The 23336-nt window shown below is 67.2% G+C and carries 20 protein-coding genes; 12 read left to right on the top strand and 8 right to left on the bottom strand.

The window, feature by feature from the left end; all coding sequences use genetic code 11:
• Positions 1-83 precede the first annotated feature (83 nt).
• The gene (locus AC1VNX_RS10940) at positions 84-1511 is read left to right on the top strand and encodes an MFS transporter (RefSeq protein ID WP_483156721.1); all 1428 of its coding nucleotides are present in this window, start codon (positions 84-86) and stop codon (positions 1509-1511) included.
• A gap of 48 nt (positions 1512-1559) precedes the next feature.
• Here AC1VNX_RS10940 and AC1VNX_RS10935 read toward each other — a convergent pair whose 3' ends face one another.
• Complete coding sequence (locus AC1VNX_RS10935; protein ID WP_483156720.1) at positions 1560-2207, bottom strand: trimeric intracellular cation channel family protein; 648 nt, start codon at positions 2205-2207, stop codon at positions 1560-1562.
• 546 nt (positions 2208-2753) lie between these two features.
• Here AC1VNX_RS10935 and AC1VNX_RS10930 point away from each other — a divergent pair.
• The 6 genes from AC1VNX_RS10930 (at position 2754) to AC1VNX_RS10905 (ending at position 12177) form a co-directional block, all read left to right on the top strand.
• The gene (locus AC1VNX_RS10930) at positions 2754-4100 is read left to right on the top strand and encodes an EAL domain-containing protein (RefSeq protein WP_483156719.1); all 1347 of its coding nucleotides are present in this window, start codon (positions 2754-2756) and stop codon (positions 4098-4100) included.
• On the top strand, positions 4097-4393 hold the full coding sequence (locus AC1VNX_RS10925; RefSeq protein ID WP_483156718.1) for a hypothetical protein: 297 nt from the start codon (positions 4097-4099) through the stop codon (positions 4391-4393). The genes AC1VNX_RS10930 and AC1VNX_RS10925 overlap by 4 nt, the downstream gene beginning before the upstream one ends.
• 56 nt (positions 4394-4449) lie before the next feature.
• On the top strand, positions 4450-5034 hold the full coding sequence (locus AC1VNX_RS10920) for a hypothetical protein (RefSeq protein ID WP_483156717.1): 585 nt from the start codon (positions 4450-4452) through the stop codon (positions 5032-5034).
• A gap of 28 nt (positions 5035-5062) precedes the next feature.
• Positions 5063-6481 carry a CsgG/HfaB family protein gene (locus AC1VNX_RS10915; protein ID WP_483156716.1) on the top strand — a complete coding sequence of 473 codons (1419 nt, stop codon included), beginning with the start codon at positions 5063-5065 and terminating at the stop codon, positions 6479-6481.
• 105 nt (positions 6482-6586) lie between these two features.
• The gene (locus AC1VNX_RS10910) at positions 6587-11308 is read left to right on the top strand and encodes a beta strand repeat-containing protein (RefSeq protein WP_483156715.1); all 4722 of its coding nucleotides are present in this window, start codon (positions 6587-6589) and stop codon (positions 11306-11308) included.
• 86 nt (positions 11309-11394) lie between these two features.
• On the top strand, positions 11395-12177 hold the full coding sequence (locus AC1VNX_RS10905) for a Crp/Fnr family transcriptional regulator (protein WP_483156714.1): 783 nt from the start codon (positions 11395-11397) through the stop codon (positions 12175-12177).
• Positions 12178-12228: 51 nt separating this feature from the next.
• Here the strand turns inward: AC1VNX_RS10905 and AC1VNX_RS10900 are convergent, their stop codons facing one another.
• On the bottom strand, positions 12229-12885 hold the full coding sequence (locus AC1VNX_RS10900) for a Crp/Fnr family transcriptional regulator (RefSeq protein WP_483156713.1): 657 nt from the start codon (positions 12883-12885) through the stop codon (positions 12229-12231).
• A gap of 70 nt (positions 12886-12955) precedes the next feature.
• Positions 12956-13156: a helix-turn-helix domain-containing protein gene (locus AC1VNX_RS10895; protein WP_483156712.1), complete on the bottom strand. Its 201-nt coding sequence runs from the start codon at positions 13154-13156 to the stop codon at positions 12956-12958.
• A gap of 303 nt (positions 13157-13459) precedes the next feature.
• Here AC1VNX_RS10895 and AC1VNX_RS10890 point away from each other — a divergent pair, with 303 nt between their 5' ends.
• From AC1VNX_RS10890 to AC1VNX_RS10880, 3 genes are all read left to right on the top strand, one after another.
• Positions 13460-13918 carry a response regulator transcription factor gene (locus tag AC1VNX_RS10890; RefSeq protein WP_483161931.1) on the top strand — a complete coding sequence of 153 codons (459 nt, stop codon included), beginning with the start codon at positions 13460-13462 and terminating at the stop codon, positions 13916-13918.
• 105 nt (positions 13919-14023) lie between these two features.
• Positions 14024-14314, top strand: a complete 291-nt coding sequence (locus tag AC1VNX_RS10885; protein ID WP_483156711.1) for a DUF1330 domain-containing protein — start codon at positions 14024-14026, stop codon at positions 14312-14314.
• Between the two features lie 113 nt (positions 14315-14427).
• Positions 14428-15321: a DMT family transporter gene (locus AC1VNX_RS10880; protein ID WP_483156710.1), complete on the top strand. Its 894-nt coding sequence runs from the start codon at positions 14428-14430 to the stop codon at positions 15319-15321.
• 15 nt (positions 15322-15336) lie between these two features.
• On the opposite strand, the gene AC1VNX_RS10875 is transcribed toward AC1VNX_RS10880, so the two are convergent.
• Positions 15337-15993 (bottom strand): dihydrofolate reductase family protein, encoded by a 657-nt coding sequence (locus AC1VNX_RS10875; RefSeq protein ID WP_483156709.1) that lies wholly within the window; start codon positions 15991-15993, stop codon positions 15337-15339.
• 186 nt (positions 15994-16179) lie between these two features.
• On the opposite strand from AC1VNX_RS10875, the gene AC1VNX_RS10870 reads away from it, so the two are divergent.
• Both AC1VNX_RS10870 and AC1VNX_RS10865 read left to right on the top strand, forming a co-directional pair.
• Positions 16180-16794 (top strand): hypothetical protein, encoded by a 615-nt coding sequence (locus AC1VNX_RS10870; protein ID WP_483156708.1) that lies wholly within the window; start codon positions 16180-16182, stop codon positions 16792-16794.
• 22 nt (positions 16795-16816) lie between these two features.
• The gene (locus tag AC1VNX_RS10865; protein WP_483156707.1) at positions 16817-17251 is read left to right on the top strand and encodes a VOC family protein; all 435 of its coding nucleotides are present in this window, start codon (positions 16817-16819) and stop codon (positions 17249-17251) included.
• A 71-nt stretch (positions 17252-17322) separates the two neighbouring features.
• Here AC1VNX_RS10865 and AC1VNX_RS10860 read toward each other — a convergent pair whose 3' ends face one another.
• The 4 genes from AC1VNX_RS10860 to AC1VNX_RS10845 form a co-directional block, all read right to left on the bottom strand.
• A complete protein-coding gene (locus AC1VNX_RS10860; RefSeq protein WP_483156706.1) occupies positions 17323-18516 on the bottom strand; it encodes an elongation factor Tu in 1194 nt (397 codons plus the stop codon).
• Positions 18517-19135: 619 nt separating this feature from the next.
• Positions 19136-19996, bottom strand: coding sequence for a hypothetical protein (locus tag AC1VNX_RS10855; RefSeq protein ID WP_483156705.1), 861 nt, complete (start codon positions 19994-19996; stop codon positions 19136-19138).
• Between the two features lie 79 nt (positions 19997-20075).
• A complete protein-coding gene (locus AC1VNX_RS10850; RefSeq protein WP_483156704.1) occupies positions 20076-21449 on the bottom strand; it encodes an NHL repeat-containing protein in 1374 nt (457 codons plus the stop codon).
• A gap of 110 nt (positions 21450-21559) precedes the next feature.
• A complete protein-coding gene (locus AC1VNX_RS10845) occupies positions 21560-23308 on the bottom strand; it encodes an ATP-binding protein (protein ID WP_483156703.1) in 1749 nt (582 codons plus the stop codon).
• Positions 23309-23336 lie beyond the last annotated feature (28 nt).

Below are 23336 nucleotides of genomic sequence, written 5' to 3'. Positions count from 1 at the left end.
TGCGCGCCGCGCTCTGGGCCAACACCTGATGGCGTCCTATTCTGGGCCGACGCAATCGAGCGTGTTCTCTTCAGGTCACTCCCATGCAGCTCTCACCTTCACTGCGCTCCGACACCTCTTCCATCGACCCGCGCGCCGCCGTGGCCGAGGCGGCGAACGACATCGACGGCCTGCCGATGCCGCGACGCATCGCGGCTGTCGCCGCCATCCTCGGCGCGGGCGCCCTCGTTGTGCTCGACGGCGCGATCGCCAACGTCGCGCTGCCGAGCATCTCCCTGCAACTGCATGCGACGCCTGCCGATGCCGTCTGGATCATCACGGCCTATCAGCTCGCGGTCGTGATGTTCCTGCTGCCCGCCTCTGCCATCGGCGCGAGGCTGGGCTATCACCGCGTGTTCGCCGGTGGCGTCGCGCTCTTCACCGTGGCGTCGGTGCTGTGTGCGCTGGCTGCGTCGCTGCCATGGCTGGTGGCCGCGAGATGCCTGCAGGGGCTGGGCGCGGCGGCGGTGATGCCGCTCGGTCTGGCGCTGCTGCGCTTCACCTATCCGCGCCGGCTGCTGGCGCGCGCGATCGGCTGGAACGCACTCGCCATCGCGGGCGCCACGGCGGCGGGGCCGTCCATTGGCGCCTTCATTCTTTCGGCAGCGAGCTGGCCATGGCTCTTCGCGGTGAACCTGCCCATCGGCATCCTCGTGCTCGCCGCATGCACGAAGCTGCCGCGCCCCGAATCGACGAAGGACAGCATCGACCTCTGGAGCATCGCGCTCAACGCGATCATGTTCGCCACCTTCGTGCTCGGGAGCGACCGCCTGCCATCGAGCCTGCTGCACGGCGGCGCGCTGCTCGGCGTGGCGGTCGTCTCCATGGTCCTGCTGGTGCGCCGCGAGATGACGAAGAAGGCGCCGCTGGTACCGCTCGACCTGTTGCGCGTGCACTCATTCCGCATCTCGATCATCGCGTCGGTCTGCTGCTTCACCGGCCAGATGGCGAGCTACGTGGCACTGCCCTTCTACATCCAGCACGAGCTCGGCCAGAGCACCGCGATCACCGGCCTGCTGATGACGCCCTGGCCGCTGGCGGTGATGCTGGCCGCGCCGCTGTCGGCGCGCCTGGCGCAGCGTGTGCCTACCGCATGGCTCTGCGCGGCAGGAAGCGCGTTTCTCGCAACCGGGCTGGCACTGTGCGCGCTGTGGCCGATCCATGGCAATCCGGCGTTGCCGATCGCGCTGTTCACGAGTCTTGCGGGATTCGGCTTCGGTCTCTTCCAGACGCCCAACAACCAGAACATGCTGCTCTCCGCGCCCAAGGAACGCAGTGGCGCGGCCGGTGGGGCGCAAGGCACTGCGCGGCTCACGGGGCTGACGCTCGGGAGCCTGGCGATGAGCCTGGTGTTCGGGTTGCTGCCATCGCACAGTGCGGTGCATCTGGGGCTGGCGATGGCTGCGTTGGCGGCGCTGGCCGGGAGCGCGGTGAGTCTGCTCAGGAGTCCCGGGAGGTCCGCGGCTGCGTGAGCGGGCAGTCCCGGCAATCCGGCGGTGCTGCCGAACGCCGGCGCGTACCTAGGCCGGTACGCGCAGCAGCGGCAGGTGCCAGCCGCCGTAGATGCCACCCATGCGGAGCGCCACGATCACAACCACTCCGGCATGGAAGGCCCATCGTCTGCTTGCACCGACAGACTGAAGCAACAGATAGGCGGCAATGCCCGCGATGGCGGCGGAGCCGTAAATACCGCTGCTCAGCAGCAGCGGCACATGCCCCGTGAATACATCGCGCATCAGCCCTCCGGCCGCGCCGGTCATGGCGCCGACCAGCGTCACGATGACCGCCGGCAGCCGCTGCTCTTCGGCGATCTGCGCCCCGGTGATGGCGAAGAGCCCGAGTCCCAGCGCATCGGCCAATGCCAGCGCGTGTTCCGGCAGTGGCATGAAGTGCGCCCACGCGATGCCTGCCACGGTTGCCGCAAGGATCACGTAGACATAGCGCACGTCGTGAATCCAGAACACCGGATGGCGATTCAGCAGCAGATCGCGCAAGGTGCCGCCTCCCACGGCCGTGACGGAAGCGATCACGACCACGCCCAGCCAGTCCAGTCCTGCGTGGCCCGCGGCCAGCACGCCGCTGATCGCGAACACGGCGACGCCCGCAAGATCGAACAGATACAACAGCATGGCCTTGGTGGAGCAGGTTGAAAGATCGGTGCCCGGCATTCTGCATGGAAGGTCCAGGCACGCTCCCGAGGCCGCTTCGACCAGGAAACCACGATCTCTCCTGGTCAGTGTTGACAAATGTGAACTGGCACACATTCGCCGCCCGAAAGCGAATGCGGCCTCCTACTGCAATCCGTAGTATTCATTTTGTTTCACAACTGTCCTACGGAGCTTGCACGTGATGGCCTGCAGACCCTCGTTCCACCGAACGTATGAGCCGCTGAATGCGGTTTTCGGGTCAGCCACACGCACGCGTGGCCCCGCTGAGCCGAAGGCCACGTCCATGCCGTACACCTAGCCGCGTCGCGTGCCGCGCGAATGTCCTTTCGCGCGAACCGCACGCCCTCTCTCCCGTGACCCGATAGCCGATCGCCGGCACTCCTCGCAAGGGTGCCGTGCTGCGTGACGCCTTCGCTCGTCCGGTGATTCCCCGCTTTCCGTCTTGATTCCGCGCCACCGCGCGGGATGGAGAACTGTTGCCGCAAGAAGCGCGGCCTCTTCTCTCTTCACTGGGTTCGAGCAAAAGAAATTCGATCGAGGACGCAAATGGCCGCTCTCTCATCACCGACCGCCTGGCCTGCAGGCACGCACCGGCCCGCTGCATGGGCGCAGCGCGCCTTCGCAGGAAGCCGTGTTCACGGCGCGCACAGTCCGCACGCCGAGCCCGCGGCCAAGGCCTGCGCTGCGCCCGCCGATCGCGTCGCCGCACGCAGGGCCTGCGCCTTCGTGTTCATCGCGAACCTGCCGCATCTGGCCGAGGCCTACGGGCAGGACTTCGCATCGGCCGCGAGCCTCGAAGTGCAGCGCCGGCTGTGCGCAAATTTCACCGCGTTGCCCTCGTCCGACATGTCCCGCCTGCGCGACGACTGCTTCCTGGTGTGGGCCAACGAAGCCTTCGATTGCGCGGCCTCCGGCGTGCGCGAGCCGGGTGGTGCACCGCGTGCCTCCCGTTCCATCGAAACGCTGCTCGCGGTGCTCGGCGCCGAGCCCGTGCGTGCCGGCGGCATCGCCGCGCTGGTGCAGTTGCATGCCGACTGGATCGACGTGCGCTCGCCGGAGCAGCTCGGCGCCTCGGAGATCGAACTCACGCTGTGGACCGCGCAACCCTTCCCCGACTCGCGCGAGAGCCGCGCCGACGGCTGGCGCCAGCTCTATCGCGCCGACATGGATGTCGCCGTGCGCGTGAGCGAAGCGCTGCGCTCCGAAGACCTCTCGTTCTCATGGCAGCCGGTGGTGCATCCGGGCAGCGTGTCGACCACGCTCTACCGCGCAGGCCGCGCGCGCATCGCGCCAAGCCACGGCGAAGCCGCCTCGCTCGTGCCCGAAGTGTTCATGCCCTGCTTGCAGCGCCTGGGCCTCACGCGCGCCTTCGACCGCACCGTGATGCGGCGCGCCGTGGCCGCCTTGCGGCTTCAGCCTTCGGCACACATCGGCGTGAGCATCTCGGCGCAGGGCATCCAGGTCGACCACTGGTGGGCCTCGCTGCTCGCGGTGCTCGACAGGGAGCCCGCGCTCGCATCGCGGCTGGTGATCGAGATCTCGGACAGCGCAGCACTCCCTGACATGGAAGCGGCTCACGACTTCTGCGTGCAGCTGCAGCTGCGCGGCTGCCGCATCGCGATCCGCGACTTCGGCAGCGGCACCGACAACCTCGCGGCCGTGCAGGCTTGCGGACCCGACATCGTGAAGCTCGATGCGGCCCTTCTACGCCGTGCGCGCGACAGCGAGTTCGGCCGCGAATGCCTGCGCGGAATGCTCGCGATGTGCGTGCACTTCGCGCCGCACGTGGTGGTCGACGGCGTGGAGCGCGACGACGACGTGCACATCGCATCGCATGCCGGCGCGCAATGGCTGCAGGGCTACGGCATCGGCCGCGAAGGAGGCAAGGCATGAGCATCCCCACCGACGTGCAGCTGCGCCTCGCCCGCCTGAGCACCGACCTGCTGATGATGCAGCGCGCCGTGCAGGAGCTCATGCAGGAGTGCGGCCCGCGAGACCCCGAGGCCAGCGAGCAAGACCTCATCGCCGCCGCGCAGTACCGCGCGCTCGAAGCCGCATTGCACGCGCCAAGGCTCTCGGCCTCGCCATCGCGCAACGAGCCACGCAACGAGCCGCGCGACGAAGGCGGCGAACTGCTCGCGTGGTCCGGCTTCCCCCAGTCCGTGCAGCGGGCGATACGCGCATGACCTTCCGTCGCTCGCAGCCGATTCCCACCTTTTCCGTTCTTTTTCGCAGGACTCCCATGCCCATCCAACTTGCCCTGGCTCCCACCGGCGCGTCGCCCACCTTGGCCACGCGCTCTCTTTCCTCGAATGCCGCGCGCGCCGCGCTGTGCGTGCTGCTCGCCGTCGCGGGCGCATGCGCCTCGGCCAACAACGTCGGCGAGAACAGCGCCTGGCAATTCCAGACCTCCGCCGACAAGGCCAACCAGGCGGCGGTGCAGGACATGATCCAGCGCAAGAAGGCCGGCTCCTATGGCGCGGCCAACTACACCACCAACAACTACGTCGGCAAGCAATACAACTGCGACGTCACCTCGACCGCGCAGGGCAACCAGGGCACCAACAGCACCACGGCCAACTCGCCCGGCACCAGCGGCGCGTCGGCCAACTCCACCGGCAACTCGAACACCGGCATGGGCGGCGGCGGCACGGTGAGCACCGGCCAGGCCAACAGCGGCGCCGTGGGCTCGGCGGTGATCGGTTCCACCACCAGCAACGTGCAGGGCTGGTCGAGCCAGGCCCTGAACTCCAACCAGACCAACACCGGCAGCCAGAGCGCAAGCATCAGCGGCAGCACGGCCTGTGCCTTCGGCGCACTCAACTGACCACCCAACCGACAGGGAAGAAAAAGGAATGACCCCATTCAAGTCGATCCGCGCGTTGCCGCGCGGCAAGAAAGCCGCATCGCGCGGACTGGCGGCGGCAGCCGCCGTCATGAGCCTGGCCGGATGCGTCGTCGCGCCGCAGCAGCAGATGGCGCCGAAGGAAGCGCCTGTGGTGCTCGGCCCCGCCGTGCGCGAGAACGTCACACCCATGGAGGCGGTGCTTGCCTGCTTCGGCGACCACGTCGCGTCCGCGATGACCGGAACGCAGCGCCCGCCCTTCGTCATCACCGTGGGCGACGTGAAGGACTACACCGGCAAGTACAGCATCAACGAAGGCAACGCCATCACCCAGGGCGGCGCGCTGATGGTGTATTCGGCGCTGGGCAAGCTCGGCGGCGCGGTGCAGGTGGCCGAGCGCTTCGATCCGGTGATCGCCGAGCGCGAGCTCGGCTATGCCGACCGCCGCCAGCTCGGCGACGGCCGCAGCCACCAGCTCGCGGGCCCGAACGGCGGCCAGACGGTGCCGTGGCTGCCCTACTTCGGTGGCTCGATCAACAAGTCCGACTACTTCATCGTCGGCGGCATCACCGAGCTCAACTACAACATCAACTCCGGCGGCGCCGAGATCGGCGTGAACCAGGTGGGCGTGAAGGCGCGCACCTTCAGCCAGTCGGTGGGCATCGACCTGCGCATCGTCGACACCAAGACGCTGATGATCGTGAAGACCATCAGCCTGACGAAGCAGTTCAACGGCTACGAGGTCGGCTTCAACGTCTTCCGCTTCTTCGGCAGCAAGCTGTACGACATCGATGTCGGCGCCAAGGGCCAGGAGCCCGTGCAGATGGGCGTGCGCGCGGCGCTCGAAGAAGGCGTGGTGCGCCTGGTGGCGGCGGTATCCAAGGTCGACCCGAACCCCTGCCTGGGCATGCGCATGACCGGCGAGCTGACCCTCACGCCCGCCGAGCAGCTGCGTACGGTGCCGAACCCGCTGGTCGACGCGGCGGGTGTGCCGGTGCAGCAGGGCGAGGCCGTCAACGCGGCCAGCCAGACGGGCGCGAGTCTCACCGGCTCGAGCCTGCAGATTCCCTTCGAGTTCGGCGCGGCCGCGCTCACCGGCGGCACGCTGAACCTCATCGACCAGATCGCGGCGGCCGCGGCCAAGGCGCCCACCGAGGTGGTGCTGGTCGCGCGCGACACCGAGAACTGGGACGCGGGCAAGCGCGACCTGCTCACCGACCAGCGCATCGGCGTGGTCACCACCGCACTCGCATCGCGCGGCCTCGCGCCCGGCGGCATCAGCGTCACATGGCGTCCAGACAAGGCCGACACGTCGATCCACCGCGACGGCCCCGGCCTGCAGGAGATCGCCAAGCTCCGCGTCCAGGGCGCGGGGAGGGGTGGGCCGGCCCGTCCGGTCCGTGAGGAGAACGCAACCGGAGGGAAGTAAGTCACCGAGAGGCACCACGAAGTCTTCATCCCAGGACGACGCGACGTCCGTCATTTCGCTTTTCATCGAACCCGTCTTTTTTTCAGATTCATCAAAGGAAGAACCATGCAGAAGAACCGCAAGAACCCGCGCGGCCGTGCCAACGGCGCGCCGCTCAGCAGCATCGGCCTGGCCGTGCTGGCCACGCTCGTGGCCGGCGGCGCGCAAGCGGCCGACACGACGGTCTCCACCATTCCCACGGTGGCGGTCAACACCACGGCCTACCAGAGCGTGCAGTCGGTGCAGGACAAGACACAGCCCGTGACGGCCACGGCCGCCGGCAGCGTCATCGACGTCACCACCGCCGGCGCGCAGACCGGCAGCAGCAACACCGTCACGCAGAACAGCGTGAAGGCCAGCGCCACGGCCAATGCATTCACCAACGCCGTCGACCTGTCGCTCGCGGGCGGCAGCGGCCAGGTGCCGGCCGAAGGCGCGGCCTCGCTGGGCGTGCAGACCAACAGCGGCGTGGTCTCCAGCCTCGCCACCGGCAACACGGTGAAGGTCGACCTCGACGGCTTCTCCAGCGGCGGCGCGGCCAACACCGCCAACACCATCTCGGCGAGCACCACGATCAACAGCGGCTCGTCGACCATCTCCGGCACGGTGCCGGTGGACTACGCCTCGACCAGCCCCGGCTCGGTCACGCTGAACTACACGCCCGCCGGCAGCATCAGCGCGGCGCACGGCAGCCTGGTCGTGACCTCGGTGCAGCAGGGCACGGGCGCGGCCTCCTCCGCCTCGGCCAGCGGCAACACCGTGGGGCTCTCGCTGACCGCCGACGGCGACAACAGCGTCGCCGCCGCACCGGTGCTCGACAACAACACGGTTTCCGCAACGCTCAAGGGCAACACCGCCAACAGCACCATCAGCGTGCAGTCGGGCGGCGCGCCGGCCTTCACCGGCTCGGCCGTGGTCTCCAACCAGCAGCTGAACCAGTCGGCCACCCCGGTCACGCACTCGGCCTCGGCCAACGGCAACAGCGTGACCGCCTCCGTCGGCGGCAACGCAGTCGGCGACACCAACACGCTGAAGGGCTCGCTCTCGGTCCAGGGCAACACCATCTCCAGCGCCGCCACGGGCAATGAGGCCCTCGGCGCCACCGCCGGCACGGCCGGCAACCGCATCGTGCTGGCCGACGGCGTCTCGGTCTCCGGCTCGGGCGGCCCGACGACCAACACCGGCGCCTACAACGGCGGCAGCCTGTCGAGCTCGCTCGCGGCCGACCTCGCCGTGTCGAACAGCCAGGGCAACGTGGGCGTGTCGCTCTCCGCCGCCACGCAGGGCTCGGGCGTCGTTGCCGCCGTGCAGTCGGTGGACGGCGGCGCGGTCACCGTCGCGAACAACGCGACCACCGCCTCGGCAACCGGCAACGCCGCATCGAACGCGATCCTCAGCGGCAAGGACGCCGCCGCGTTCACCGCGACCGCCGCGCTGGCCAACCAGCAGAGCAACTACAACGGCGGCGTGAACGCCATCTCGGGTCCGAGCGTCATCGGCGCGATCACCGGTTCCGAGAACGGCACCAACAACGCCGGCGCCGTCTCGGTCACCGGCAACCGCTCGGCCGCCACCGCCTACGGCAACAACGCCAGCCAGAGCCTCGCGCTCGCGGCCAACGCGCTGCCGCTGTCGGGCACCAACGCCGTGCTGTCGGGCGGCAACCTGCCCGACGGCAACGTCACTGCATCCGGCGCGGCCACAGTGACGAACCTGCAGGGCAACTACTCGGCACCGGTCTCCGCGCAGACGGTGGGTTCCGTCATCGGCCTGATGGGCGACTCGCGCGGCACCGGCGGCGACGCCATCCACGGCAGCAGCTTCACCGTGGGCAACAACACGCAGGAAGCGGTAGCCCTGAGCAACAGCGCCGGCAACGCGCTGTCGCTAACCGGCACCACCGTGGGCTCGGGCGCGGGCGTCGCCAACGTGCAGGTGACCGACGGCGACTCGCCTGTCGGCGCCGTGCTCGCTGGCTCCGTCGCCGCGGCCTACCTCGGCACGCACGCCACCGACAGCACCGTCGCGCTCACCGACAACCTGCAGCGCGCCGTGGCCTACGGCAACTCGGCAGCCAACAGCCTCAACGTGACCGCCAACAGCGCCACCGTGGCTCCCTCCGCTGCCCCTGCATCGGTCGCTACGCCGGCCGCAGGCTCGGCCGGTGTCACCGCAGCCTACGGCCTACTGAGCAACCAGACCGCCGCCGGCGCGGTGAGCGCCGTGGCCGACGCCACGGGCTTCCTGCCCGTGGGCGCGCAGGCGGTGCTGATCGAAGGCAACGTCACCCGCAGCAGTGTGTCGAACCAGGGCAACGCCTTCGTCGCCGCCGCCTACGGCAACGATGCGACCAACGCCGCCAAGCTGGCACTGGGCACGGGCGCCACCGTGGCCGGCGCGGCCTCGGTGGGCAACGTCACCAGCGTGCAGAACGCCGCCGGCTCGGTCATCACGGCGACCGCCTCGGGCGGCAACGTGGTGAACACGGCCATCGAGGACGACGTGGCCGCATCCACGGTCGCGACCTCGGGCAACCAGCTGCAGGCCCTGGCCTATGGCAACCGTGCGAGCGGCAACACCCTCGACGTGTCGGGCAACACGCTGGCCACCGTCACCGCCCAGCCGCGCGCCGTGAGCGCCGGCGGCACGGCCACCACCGATGCCGCCTTCAGCGTGCAGAGCGTGCAGAACGCCTCGGGCAGCCTGACCGCTTCGCTGCGCTCCAGCGACGGACCGGGCGCGACCGCTTCGCAGATCCGCACCCAGATCGGCGGCGACGTCACCGGCTCCAGCGTGGCATCGAACGGCAACAGCGCCAGCGCCGCCGCCACCGCCAACAGCGCCACCAACGGCCTGACGCTCGCTGGCAACGGTCTGTCGACCTCCAGCGCAGTGCAGAACGTGCAGAACAGCAGCGCTTCGGTGCAGGCACTCGCCGGCCAGGCCGGTACGCCGGGCACGCCTGCGTCGCCGGCCACGCCGTTCACGTACAACGCTCATGTGCTGGACGTCGATGCCCTCGGCGGCAGCACGCTCGGCGGCAACACGACCATCACCAGCGGCACGCTGGGCGTGCAGCAGTCGAGCCTGACCCCGCAGGAGATCACCTACCTGACCTCGCACGGCTGGACGGTCGGCACGGGCGTGAACACCGGCCTGCTCACGGCACCGGCGAGCATTCTGGGCACGGTGACCACTGCCACCTACGACAACCTGCACGATTCACAGTCGGTTCCCTTCGGCGCCACCATCCCCGGCACGTCGGCCGTCGCCGCCATCCCGAACCAGGGCGGCGTCACCATCGCCGTGGGCGGCAACGTCACGGGTTCGCAGCTCGCGGTCAACGGCAACAGCAGCAGTGCCGCCGTCACCGGCAACAGCGCCACCAACAGCGCCTCGGTCACCGGCAACACCATCGCCTCCGGCGGTGCGACCACGGCCAGCGCGGGCAGCCTCACGGGCGGCGCGACCGGCGCGCAGGCCGACCACACGGTGTCGAACCTGCAGCAGGTCACGGGCGGCGCGACGCTGTCGACCAGCGTCTACGGCACCTACGCCATCGACGCGACGGCCGGCGCGACCATCTCCGGCTCGACGCTGAGCGTGTCCGACAACAGCCAGCGCGGCAGCGCGGTGGCGAACACGGCCACCAACAGCCTGAGCCTGAGCGGCACCAACGTGTCGAGCACCACGGCACTGTCGTCGGCGCAGTCGAGCAACGCGGCCGTCTCGGCGGCCTCGGACCTGGAGCTGTATGCACCGGGCGCGGTCTCCGCCTCGTCGGTGGACCTGTCGCGCAACAAGAACGTGTCGCTGGGCGTGATCAACGACGTCACCAACACGCTGAGCGTGAAGGCCTCCAACGTGACGCCGGCCGGCGCCACCACCAACGCGCAGCTGGTGGCCGGCACCGCCACGGGTGACAACGTGCTGAACAACGCCCAGTCGGCCACCACCTCGGTGAGCAGCACCGCGACGACGCGCCTGTACAACCAGGACCAGACGGCCTCGGCCACGACGGGCCTGGTCAACAGCGCGGCGACCATCGGCGGCAACAGCACGACCGCCGAAGCCTCGGCCAACCGTGCCGACAACAGCGTGGCGCTCAACGGCGCCGCGGTGCTGGGAGCGAACGCAGGCCTCAACAACACGCAGACCAGCAGCGCGGCCGTGACGGCCAACGCCTCGACCTCGGCCACCTTCAAGCTCGAAGGCACCTCGCCGGCAACGGCCGCGGCGCTGAACAGCGGCATCACCATCGACGGCAACAGCACCACGGCGCTGGCACGCGGCAACGCCGCCAGCAACGCGCTGAACGTGTCGGCGGGCAGCGGCTACGCCGCGGCGGCGCCGGTCGCGGGCAGCTCGGCCGGCGGCGCCACGCAGGCCACGGCGGCATTGCTCAACACGCAGGGCAACACCGGCAACGTGTCGGCCAGCGCCAGCGGCACGTACCAGGTCGCGCTCAACGGCGTGACCGCCGGCACCGCGCCCGGCATCATGAACGGTACCGCCGCGCTGACGAACAACACCGTCGCCGCGCAGGCCTATGGCAACTCGGCCACCAACGCGGTGACCGTGCCTGCCACGGCGGCTAACCGTCCGACGGTCGCGGTGGGCAACTACCAGACCAACAGCGGCGCCATCACCGCGACCGCCACCGCCGTGAACTACGGCGTGGGCATCACGGGTGCCACCACCGGCAGCACGCTGCGCGCGGCTGGCAACCAGGTGACGGCGACCGCGGTGGGCAACTCCGCCGTGTCGACGATCGCCTCGGCCCGCTGAGCATCGTCCCCCCTGCCCCGGCCGGCGCGCAGCGCGCCCTGCCGGGGCTTTTCCGCCCGCCTCCGGGCTGGGCATTTGCGCGAACCATGTACCTGCATCCCCTCATCGCCAACGTGCCGCCGGCGGAGCGAGCGGCGCTCGTCCAGAGCTGCGAGCTGCGCTCGTTCAGGCGAAACGAAATCGTGCTGGCGGCCGACACCTGGACCGACCGCATCTATTGCGTGGCCAGCGGGCTGCTGCGCGTCGTCGCCCACAGCAAGGGCAGCGCGCAGGCCAGCGACGTCACCACCGACTTCATCCGCCAGGACGACTTCTTCCTGAGCCCCTCTTTCGCCGAAGACCGCTACCAGGCCATGCAGACGCTGGTCGCCGCGCTGCCTTCGGCCGTCTACCTGGTGCCCGTGGCCGCCATCCGCCGGCTGTGCGGCGCATACCCCGAAGTGGCCATCGGCCTGCTGAGCCTTGCGATGAAGCGCATGAGCGTCATCCGCAGCCAGCTGCGCCGTATCTCGGCGCTGTCGGCCGAAGACCTGGTGGGCCGCGTGCTGCACCAGCTCACGCTGCTGGCTCCGGCGGGCTCGGGCGGCTACGACAAGCGCATCACGCAGTCGGTGATCGCCTCCTACTCGGGCCTCTCGCGCGAAGTGGTCAACAAGACCATGCGCGACATGGAGAACCGCGGCCTCGTGCGGCGCGACGAACACGGGGTGCATGTGCAGCCCGACTTCGCCGCCACCGACTTCGGCGGGCTGCTGCCCATCGAACAGAGCCTGTCGGCCGTCGAGCCGCACCAGCATGACCCGATGCTTCCGCCGGAGTTCTTCGACATGCGGCACGCAGGCCGTGCCGGCGAGCAGCAAGAAGATTGAATTCGGCAGGCCGGCTTGCGGCGGGCCTGTCCCCTGCCCACCCCAGGCAGATCAGGCGAAGTCGGTCGCCGCGAAATCGTTGACGACGTGCACGCCGTCGTCGTCGCGGCGCACCACGCCACGCAGCTCGAAGTCGCGCATGGTCTTGTTGACCACTTCGCGCGAGAGGCCTGAATAGGAGGCGATCACCGACTGCGTGATGCGCTTGTCATAGCCTTGCTCGCCTGCCGGCGCGAGCCGCGTGAGCTGCTGCAGCACGCGAAGCACCGAGTCTTCGGCGGGGAGCACCGAGATGCGATGGAACTGGCCGCGCAAGGTGCTCATGCGCTTCATCGCGAGCCCCAGCAGGCCGAGTGCCACTTCCGGATGCCTGGTGCAGAGGCTGCGCATTTCCCCGATGGGAATCAGGTACACCGACGAAGGCAGTGCGGCAATCAAAGTCTTTTTCGAACAGTAGCTGTCTTCCTGCATCGACAGGTGGAAAAAGAAGTCGTTGGGACCGATGAACTCCGTGGTCATTTCCGTGTCGCCGCGCTGATTCAACGAGACCACGCGCAGCAGGCCGCTCGCCACGCAGTAGATCTGGTCGGTCGAATCGCCAGCTGCCAAAACGACTTCGTTGCGCTTGTAGGAATGCAGGCGGGTGGATTCGCCGAGCTTGGTGCGCTCCGCCAGCGGCAGACTCGCCATCAGGGGATGTAGGTACATCCCCGAATGGTGCTTCCCAAGGCTGCTTCGAGGGAACACACAAACATGGGAGGCCGTGCGTCCGATCCGCTCAGGCAGGCTGCGCAAATGTATGCATCACATGCACCGCATGCGCATCGCGACGCAGCAGGCCGCGCTGCTCCATGTCGCGCATGGTCTTGTTGATCACCTCGCGCGACAGTCCCGAGTACGAGGCGATCATCGATTGCGAGATGCGCTTGTCGTAGCCGCCCTCGCGCACGGGCGCCAGTTGCGTGAACTGGTGCAGCACGCCCCGTTAAACAGTACGGTTCCCGCAGCGGGGGCTTTCCAGGCGCCGGCCGCCTGACCAGCATTCGAACTGATGCGCTGCTGGAGCCTGTTCGCGGGCTGCGAGGCTCTTTGCGCCGGAATGTGATCCGGAGCACATCTGCGCCCCGAAACCGGGTGCGCGAGGGCAAGGCAATTAATACCATCGACTTCGCTCTTCGGCGCCACGGACAACGACGATCCAACAGCCGCAGGCCAGTGCAGCCCTCTTTCTCACTCTCTCATGATGCAGTCCCTCCACGCCCCAGAGGAAATCGCCGTGTCCATGCCCCCTGGCCGCTCCGCCCACGCCATGGCAGTGGCCGGCGCCCTGTGCGAACTGTTCACCCAGGCCAGCGAAGTGCAGCTGGCATTCCTGATGCGCTCCATCGAGACAGGCGACGCACCGGCCGCAGCACGCGCGGCGCAGGGCATCCTCGGCTCCATCGCGTCTTCCGCGGCCCGTTGCGAGCCCGTGTCCGACGCACCCACTGCCCAGCTGTCATCGCGCGAACTCAAGGTGCTGTGCATGATCGCGGGCGGCTCGACCAACCGCCAGATCGCGGATGCGACGCATCGCTCCATCAACACCATCGAGGCACAGGTGAAGAGCATGTACCGCAAGCTCGGTGTGCGGTCGCGCACCCAGGCCGTGCGGGAGGCGGTGCAGCGCGGACTGCTGATGTGGCGGGACGAGGGCGCACCGGTCGCCGTGGTTCGCACGGAAACTTCAGCGCTCTGCTGAAGCTGGAGGCTGGTCTCCCACGCTCTCCCGGAACGGCCCTTCGAAGCCGAAGGCAGACAGGCACGCTATATTGCCCGCTCGCCAACAAACACGAGAGAAGCCGACATGGCAAAAGCCTATTGGGTCAGCGCATACCGCGCCATCAAGGACGCCGACAAGCTCGCGGCATACGCGAAGCTGGCAGGCCCGGCAATCACCGCAGGCGGCGGACGCTTCCTGGCACGCGGCCTGCCCACCAAGGTCTACGAATACGGGTTGCAACAACGCACAGTGCTGGTCGAGTTCGACAGCCTCGAACAGGCTGTGGCTGCGCATGACAGTCCGGACTATCAGGTGGCGCTTGCTGCGCTGGGTGATGGGGCTGAGCGGGATCTGCGGATCATTGAAGGGCTCTGAGCGGCCTCGGAACTGCTGAAGCCTTGAGGGCGTCAAGTACGCCCTGCGATCGGACGTCATGTTCGGTCCTCACTGAGCCCCACATCCGGCCACCGCAGGGAGACACCCCACCCATGCAACCGAACGGAACCCTGCGCGGCATCGCCGCAATGCTGCTGGCCTGCGCCTTCTTTGCCTGCATGGACGCGATGCTCAAGACCCTGGCCGGGCATTACCCGCCGCTGCAGGTGATGGCGCTGCGCGGCTTCACCGCCCTGCCGCTGGTGTGCCTGTACATCGCCTGGCGGCGCGAGGTGGGCGGCGTCTTCAACCGCAAGCTGCGCTGGCGCCTGCACCTGCTGCGCGCCGTGCTGAACATGACGATGCTCGTGCTCTTCGTCCATGGCCTGAAGACCCTCGGCCTGGCCGAGGCCTACACGCTCACCTTCATCGCTCCGCTGCTCATGGTGCTCATCGCGGTGCCGATGCTGGGCGAATCGATACTGCCGCGGCACTGGGTCGCCATCGGGCTGGGCTTCACCGGCGTGGTGATCGCGCTGCGGCCCGAGCAGGGAGCCTTCCTTTCGACCGGTGCGGTGGCGATCCTGGTGGCCGCGGTCTGCTATGCGCTGTCGAACATGCTCGGCCGGCTCATCAGCCGTACCGAGCCGAGCGCCGCGCTGGTCTTCTGGACGACGATCGGCCTGGCCGTGGGCGGAGGCTTGCTGTCGGCGCCGCAGTGGGTGCCGATCCAGTCCCAGCATACGTGGGTGCTCGCGGGCCTGGCCATCAGCGGCTTCCTGGGTCAACTGGCCATCGCCGAAGCCTTTCGCCATGGCCAGGCGGCGGCCATCGCTCCCTTCGAATACAGCGCGCTCGCATGGGCGCTTTTGATCGACTGGCTGTTCTGGCAGGCCGCGCCCGACGCATGGACGCTGGGCGGCGGCGCACTGATCATCGCGAGCGGGCTGTGGCTCGCGCGAAGCGAGGCGCCGGGGTCCGCGCGGGAGAATCAGCAGGCCGCCTGAGCAGCAAATGACGCGTCAGGGCGCGGTGCGGCTCAGGAACATGTGCGTGGCACGCTCGCCCGCCACCTGCCGTTCGCAGCGGTAACCCAGCGCCGGCAGATCGAGGCCCGCGAACAACGCTTCGCCCTTGCCCAGCAGCACCGGCCGCACGGCCAGGTGCAGTTCGTCGATCAGCCCGGCCTTCAGGTATTCGCGGACAGTGGCTGCGCCACCGCCCACGCGCACATCGCGCCCGCCTGCGGCGGCTCGCGCCTGCGCCAGCGCATCGTGGATGCCACCGGTGACGAAGTGGAAAGTGGTACCTCCCTTCATCGTCAATGGCGCGCGAGGATGGTGGGTCAGCACGAAGACCGGCACGTGGTACGGAGGCTCGTCGCCCCACCAGCCTTTCCAGTTGGCGTCGGGCCAGGGGCCGCGTACGGGGCCGAACATGTTGCGCCCGAGGATCCAGGCGCCCATCTCGGCGAAGCCCTGTTCGGCGATCTCGTTGTCGATGCCGGTCTCGCCATTGGTCTCGCCCGTCTTCTGCATCTGCTGCCAGACGCGCGTGGGAAAGAACCAGTCCATGAGCTCGGGGCCGCGAACACCCAGCGGATGCTCCAGACTCTGGTCCGGGCCGGCCGCGAAGCCGTCGAGCGAAACACCGAAGCTGCGCACAAGCAATCGGGACATGAAAACGTCTCCTGCAAAAGCGGAGCGACAGTTTAGACCTCGCAAGCCCGGGAGTGACTTTTCGAAGCGGCAGGCGGGTGATTCCACCCTGCCTGCTGCCCCATGGGCAACAATTGGTCCGCTCCCTCGGTCATTGGCAGACCCGCACGACCATCACACAATCCGCTCTTCGCTTTTCATCCACCAATGAACCTGCCGAATTTCGACCGCGACGCGGCGCACACCCTGATGAAGGAGAAAGCCGACGCGCCTTTCTCAGCGTTCGATGTAGCCACTCGCGCTCATCACCGCCAGGACAGGCAACTCCACGCGGAGGCCGCCCTGCTCTTCTGCCTTGCAGCCGAAAGAGCCGATGCCGAGCACCGTGCGGATCGGTCCAAGCCCAATCAGGCGATGAACCATCTCGTACGGGCAGGCATCGCATTCAATCGCGCAGCGGAGATCAAGACCGCCGAACCATTGCTGCGCCAGGCCATTGCCTTCGATTGGGCCGGGAATGGACTTTCGAACGACAGGCACATGGTCGAGTGGGCCTTCTACCAGCTGCTGCTGAACGCCAGGAATGAACCGGAGCGGTTTGCGCAGCTGTTCGATGAAGCCTTGTCGCGGTGCGCCGAAGTCGACAGGGACTACACGCCGATCCATCCGCATCAGGAAGAATTGCTGGAGATCGCCATCGGCATGGGGCACCGCCCCATCGTCGAACGGCTTGCCGCGAAGATCGCGGATCGTCGCCCGGCCAAGAAGGCGACCAAGGAATTGCTGGCGCGGGCCAAGGCCCTGCTCGCGAGCCCTGCCTGATCAACGAAAGGAGACCGAGGACATGACAGTCAAGCGAATGGACAACATCCTGATCGTTGTCGATGATCTCGAGGCAGTGAAAGCGTTCTTTGTCGAGCTGGGCCTCAAGCTCGAGGGCCAGACCACGGTCGAGGGGCCTTCCGTAGGAAAACTCATAGGGCTTGGAGACGTGCGAGCCACCCTGGCAATGCTGCGGACTCCGGATGGGCAGGGCATCGAGCTTGACAAGTTCCACACGCCGGATGCGGTCAGGTTCGGTCCCGTGAATGCGCCGGTGAACACCCTGGGTCTTCGCCGCATCATGTTCGGCGTCGACGACATAGACGCCGTCGTTGCGCGGATGCAGGCCCATGGCGCGGAAATCATCGGCCAGATGCAGTACGAGAAGTCGTACCGGCTCGCCTACATCCGCGGGCCCGAGGGCATCATCGTCGGGCTTGCCGAGCAGCTCGGCTGACAGCGGGCGAGAAGAAAAATGCCCCTGCCGCCTGACAAGCAGACAGCAGGGGCAAAGGCGGCATCAGCCTTTCAGCCGAGCACCTCGGTCACGATGCCGGCGCCGACGGTCTTGCCGCCTTCGCGCATCGCGAACCGCATGCCGTTCTCGATGGCCACGGGCTTGTTCAGCTCGAAGCCGATCTGTGCCTGGGCACCCGGCTCGACCACACCGCTCTCGGTGTCGACGCGGATGACACCCGTCACGTCGGTCGTGCCGAAGAAGAACTGCGGCTGGTAGCCGGAGCCGAACGGGGTATGGCGGCCGCCTTCTTCCTTGCTGAGGACGAAGATCTGGGCGCGCCCCGTTCGGTACGGCTTCAGCGCACCGGGCTTCACCACGACCTGGCCTCGCACGACATCGTCGCGCTTGACCCCGCGCAGCAGCAGCCCGACGTTCATGCCGGCCCGCGCCTCGGCGACGTCCTTGTGGAAGGACTGCACGCCGGTGACGATCACCTGCTCGTCGCCTTCCGAGCTGAGCCCGACGATCTCCAGGCTGTCGCCGACGCGGATCACGCCGCGCTCGACACGACCGCTGACCACGGTGCCACGGCCCGTGATGGTGTGCACGCCTTCGACGGGCATCATGAACGGCCCTTCGTAGTCGCGCACCGGGTCGGGGATGCGCGAGTCCAGCGCGTCCACGAGCTCAACGATGCACCGCACGTCGGGCCCTTCGAGGTCGCCGCGTTCGGCGGCGGCCAGGGCCTTCAGCGCACTGCCGAAGATGAAGCGGGCTTCGTCGTAGCCGTGCGCGGCCAGCAGCGCGCCGATCTCCATTTCGATCAGCTGCTCGATGTCGGCACGGTCGGCCTCGGCAACGAGGTCCATCTTGTTCACGAACACCACCATGTGGCCGACGTTCACCTGGCGCGCCAGCAGCACATGCTCGATGGTCTGCCGTGCAGCGCCTTCGGTGCCGTCCACCAGCAGGATCGCGCCGTCCATCTGCGAGGCGCCGGTGATCATGTTCTTGATGTAGTCGGCATGTCCAGGGCAGTCGATGTGCGCGTAGTGGCGGCTTACCGACTCGTACTCGACGTGCGAGGCGTTGATCGTGATGCCGCGTTCGCGCTCTTCCTTCGCGTTGTCGATCTGCCCATAGGACAGCGCACGACCGCCAATGCGTGCGGCCTGCACGAAGGTAAGAGCAGCCGTCAGCGTCGTCTTGCCATGGTCGACATGACCGATGGTTCCGACATTCACATGAACCTTGTTCATCATGGTTTTCTCCAGTTTGAGAGTGATAGACCGATCCGATCCGCTGGCCAGGCGAAACAGTCGGCGGAGTTGTCGGCGCGCGCGCCAGACTCGGGTACCCGCTATGCGGGCAAAAAAGAAGCCTGCCGGGTGGACCACCCGACAGGCTTTTTCTTCCTGAAGGATGGACCTCCAGGCACACAAGGGCCTGGAAGCTCTACACGAACGATTCCACGGAGAACGCGCGCAGCACTGCGCCGGCAGCAGGTACGGCGAAGACGAGTTCTCGTTCGAGGGTCATGTCCAGATCTCCATTTGAGCAGGCGGAAAAACAAAAAACCCGGTGGCTTGGGCCTACCGGGTCTTGTGAAACTCAGGAGGCCGAGCCTCCAGGGGAAAGGCTCTAGGAAAGCAATTCAGCAAAATATGCGCGCAGCGAATCCACCGCTGCAGCGCGGGTCGTAGATGCGTCTTGCGTGATCGGGAATTGCTTCATGGTCTCTCGTGCTGTTGGCTGTTGCCGCACGCGATGGTTGTAAATCTTCGGGGAGCGGAGGCTAACACCGCCATCGAGATCCAGCAACAGGAGCGTTGCGCGACCGCAGCAGCAGCAGCCCGCAGAGAGCCGCCGTGCATGCATTCGTCATCTTCTTCGAGGGTCGTACTCGGCGCAGGACTTCTTCCCCGTAGAAAGCAGGCACTGCATCCGCGCATCCTCCACACCTACCATATCCATGTACGGACTCGTACCCGTCGCACCGTCGGGGTAGGTCACCAGATAGCGGTGGCTGTCCTGAGGGTCAGCGCGAACCGTCATCGCCATGTCTTCGAAAACCCTCACGTCCAGGGTCATGGTTCCAGAGGTCGATGGATCGAGGTTCGGTGGAAAGAAGAGTGACTTGGGCCGCAACCGAACCTCATTCTTCGAAGGATCGTCCTTCACAAGGATCACAGGGAAGTACACGAACTCCGCCCTCACGTTCGGAGTGCGAATGGAGTCCTTCGCGCTCCTGAAGTTGAACTCGTTTCTATGCGAGATCACTTCCTTGCCTTTGACCAGTCGATGGCTGCTGCGGTACTTGAATGAAGTTTCCAGCGATGCCAGCTTCCACTGGCAAGCACCTCCCGCATCGATGGCAAAGCGCGCCTTGTAGGCGTCGCCTGCAGCCTCCCTGACGAGATCGATCTTCTCGAAGTTCAAGGCTCGCATCATGGCAGTGCCGCTCTGCGACTGGCCGCCCACGCCATAGCTCGTGGCCTCCTTGCATTTCTCCGATACGTACTGCAGCGTGACGGGCTGGGGTTCCACACCATCCGCAGCCTTCACGATCAGCGTCAACCAGCGCGCATCCGCGGTGGGGCTTTGCGTGCGATCTGCCTTGCGATCCAGGTCCGATGCCGATGTGCAGCCCACCAGGGAAGAACAGATCACGAACAGGGGAATGCCAAGTCTCTTTTTCATGTGTCTCGTGTTGACTTTGCCGAAGCGGCCGGCGATCTTCATGAGCCGGCGCGCCCGGGTTGCCAACACTATAGGGCCGGCAGGTAGTCTGAATGCCTGGCCTTCAGGACTTCAGCAGAGCTCAAGGCGCAAGCGTGAGCTTGAAGATCTTGTTGCCGTTCGATGCGCCCACATAGACAGTCCCGTCGCTGGCAACGGCCACGCCGATCGGGAAGCTGAACGTCAACGCCGTGCCGCTGCTGTCCCGCAGCGTGCTGATCTCGCCCGAGGGCGAGACCACGCGCGCCACGCCATCCCATGCCTGGGTCAGGAACACGTTGTTGTTCGAATCGACCGTCACACCGTAGGAGTAGCCGAGCTTGGCCGGCGTGGCGGAGGTTCCGTCGACCACGCCTGCGCCCGCATTGCCGTTGGCGCAATCGCCCAGCAGCGTGCTCACCGTGGCGCTGGCCACGTCGATCTTGCGCAGGCATGGGCTGTCGGTGTCCGTGTCGTACAGCGTGCTGCCATCGCGGCTGATCGCCAGGCCCTGCGGGCGGGCCATCTGGGCGGCCGTGCCTACTCCGTCCAGGTAGGCCTGCGTGCCGTCGCCCGCGAGCGTGCTAGTGGTGCCGTCGGCCGCGACCTTGCGCACACGCTTGTTCTCCGTGTCCGCCACGAACAGGTTGCCCGCGCCATCCAGCGCAATGCTGGCGGGGTTGTGGAACAGCGGAGTGGCCGGGCTGTCGGCATAGCCGCTGGAGCTGTCGCCGACCCAGGTGCTGAAGGTCGTGGTGTTGGGGGCGATCTTGTTGATGCGGTGCTGGTCGCTCACGTACAGCGTGCCATCGGCTGCAAGCGCCAGGCCATACGGCGTATTCATTGTCGTGCCCGGTGTCACCTCTGCGCCGTTGCCGCTGGCCGTGTCGATCCTGTAGACAGAGCCATTTCCTCCCATCGCCACGTAGAGGTTCGCGCCGCTGGCATCCAGAACGAGTTGATAGGGATGGCTGTAGCTCACGCCCGTGGTCGCCAGCACATTGGCGACCCACGACTTGACCGTCAGTGTGGCGGCACGGCTGGTCACGCTGCCATCGGCACCCGCCACTCGCACGCGCAGCTGCTGGCCGCTGTCGGCCAGTTGATTGGCAGCCGTGGTGAAGCTGTCACCAGTGGCGCCGGAAACATCCGTCCAGCTGGTGCCGCCATCAACGCTGCGCTGCCACTGATAGGCCGTGGCGCGTACGGCCTGCACCTTCAGCGTGGCGGACACACCCTGGCCAACAGTGGTATCCGATGGCTGCGTCGTGATGGAGGGTGTGGTGTCTTCCGGTGCGGGCGCGGGTGCCGGAGTTCCCTGCGAAGCAGGTGCAGGTGCAGGCGCAGGGGCGACCGCGAAGCCGGGGAACCCGCCGCCGCCTCCTCCGCCACCGCCGCAGGCGGCCAGCAAGAGATTCGTCATGAGCAGCGCGACAGGCGCGCGCCATGCACGGGAAACGGTACGAGTGGCAATCATGATGGGCCTTCCTTCTTTCAAGTGGAGTGAACGAGAAGGCCTTCACGTTAGGGAACGTAACCCCTGCAATCCAGTGTCGAAGGTCATCGGATTGCGCAGAAAAAAGACGCTCAGGAGTGCATGAAAGTGTCCGTCGTATCGCGTCGCTTCAACGATGCAAGAGTCCGCAGCAGCCTGTCGGCGGCCACCGGCTTGAGCAGCACCTGCAACCCGGAGTCGCGCATCTGCTGTTGTCGTTGCGGTGCGGTTTCCCCCGTGATCAGCAGCACCTGCAGACCGGGGCCGAAGCGCGCCCGCAATCGCTGCGCGGCAGCCAGTCCGTCGGCACCATCGGCCAGGCGCACATCGCACAGCAGCACTTCGACTGGGGCACTGCCGTGTGCGGCGTGCGACAGCACGGCCTCGGCCTCGGCTTCACCAGCCACTGCATCGATGGTCACGCCGTGGGCCTGCAGCAGCCCGGTGACGGCCTGGCGGATCGCGACTTCATCGTCGACGATCAGCACGCGCTGCGGCAATGGCAAGGCAGCGCCCAGGCTTGCAATGGATGGGGCGACACCCAAGGCCGACACCGCTGGAAGCACCAGGCGAAATCGACTGCCTCGATGCAGGCGCGAACGCACCTGCAGCGGATGTGCCAGCAGGCGCGAGATCCGCTGCACGATGGACAGGCCGATGCCCAGTCCTCGCGCCCGGTCCCGTCCCGGATTGCCCACCTGGTAGAACTCGTCGAAGATGCGGCCAAGGTGCTCGTCCGCGATGCCGATGCCGGTATCACGGATGTCGATCCACACCACCAGTCCTCGTGCACGGGCGGCCACCACCACGCCGCCACGCTGCGTGTACTTGAGCGCGTTGTCCACCAGGTTCGACAGCAGCCGCTGCAGCAGCTGCGGATCGCTCAGCACCCAGCACGGCGTGGCACGCAGCCGCAGCTGCAGCTCCTTGTCAGCCGCCTGTGCCGCGAACACATTGTTGAGCGCGAGGAACAGCGGATTGAGTTCCACGGGCCGTATCTGCGGTGCCACCTCGCCGGCATCCAGCCGCGAGATGTCCAGCAGCGTGTCGAGCGAATCGCCGAGCGTGCCTACCGCATCCATCAGCCGCGCCGCATGATCCCAATCCTCGCTGCCGCGAAGCTTCTTCTCGATGACGGCTCCGAACAGCGCGATGGCGTGCATGGGCTGGCGCAGGTCGTGGCTCGCAGCGGCGAGAAAGCGCGTCTTCTCCTCGCTGGCGCGTTGAGTGGCAGCAATCTGATGGCTCAGCTGCTCGGCCAACGCCTCTTTCTCGAAGCGCATCGTCAAGGCGGAAGTCAGCAGGCGGTGATGCTGCAGCGCGAACATGATCATCACGCACAGATACAGCAGGCAGCCGGAGGCCAGGAACAGGTGCGTGCTGTCGCCCCGCCAGGCCAGCGCCAGGGTCAGGCTCGCCATGCTTGGCACGATGAAGCGCGGGATGTTGCGCTTGAGGACCGCAAGCGACAGCGCACCACCGGCGCATCCTCCCATCATCATGACGATGACCATCACCCAGAGCCCCAGGTTGCGCCCAGGCGGTACGCACAACCAGGGCGCAAGGCCCCAGACGCAGGAGCGCAGCAGCACGTTGCGTGCATTGAATCGCGCCCAGTACTCAGGGTGCTCCGCCGCGTCGGGACTGCGCTGATAACGCCTGTAGGCGCGCCGCAACGTCAACGCCAGGTGCAGCGCCATCCACAGCAGGACTTGCCATCTCCACGTGGCCAGGAACAAGCCGATGCCCAGCGACTGTGCCGTGAGGAGGTCCGCGAGGTAGGCTGCCGGCGCATTGGCGTGGACCGCGGCCACCTGCTCACGCAGCACCCGCTGGGCCAACTCGGGCGGATGCAGGTCATTCATCGCG

Source organism: Variovorax sp. TLI9-5A (assembly GCF_056867935.1).
This window is presented reverse-complemented; position numbering and strand designations above follow the sequence as displayed.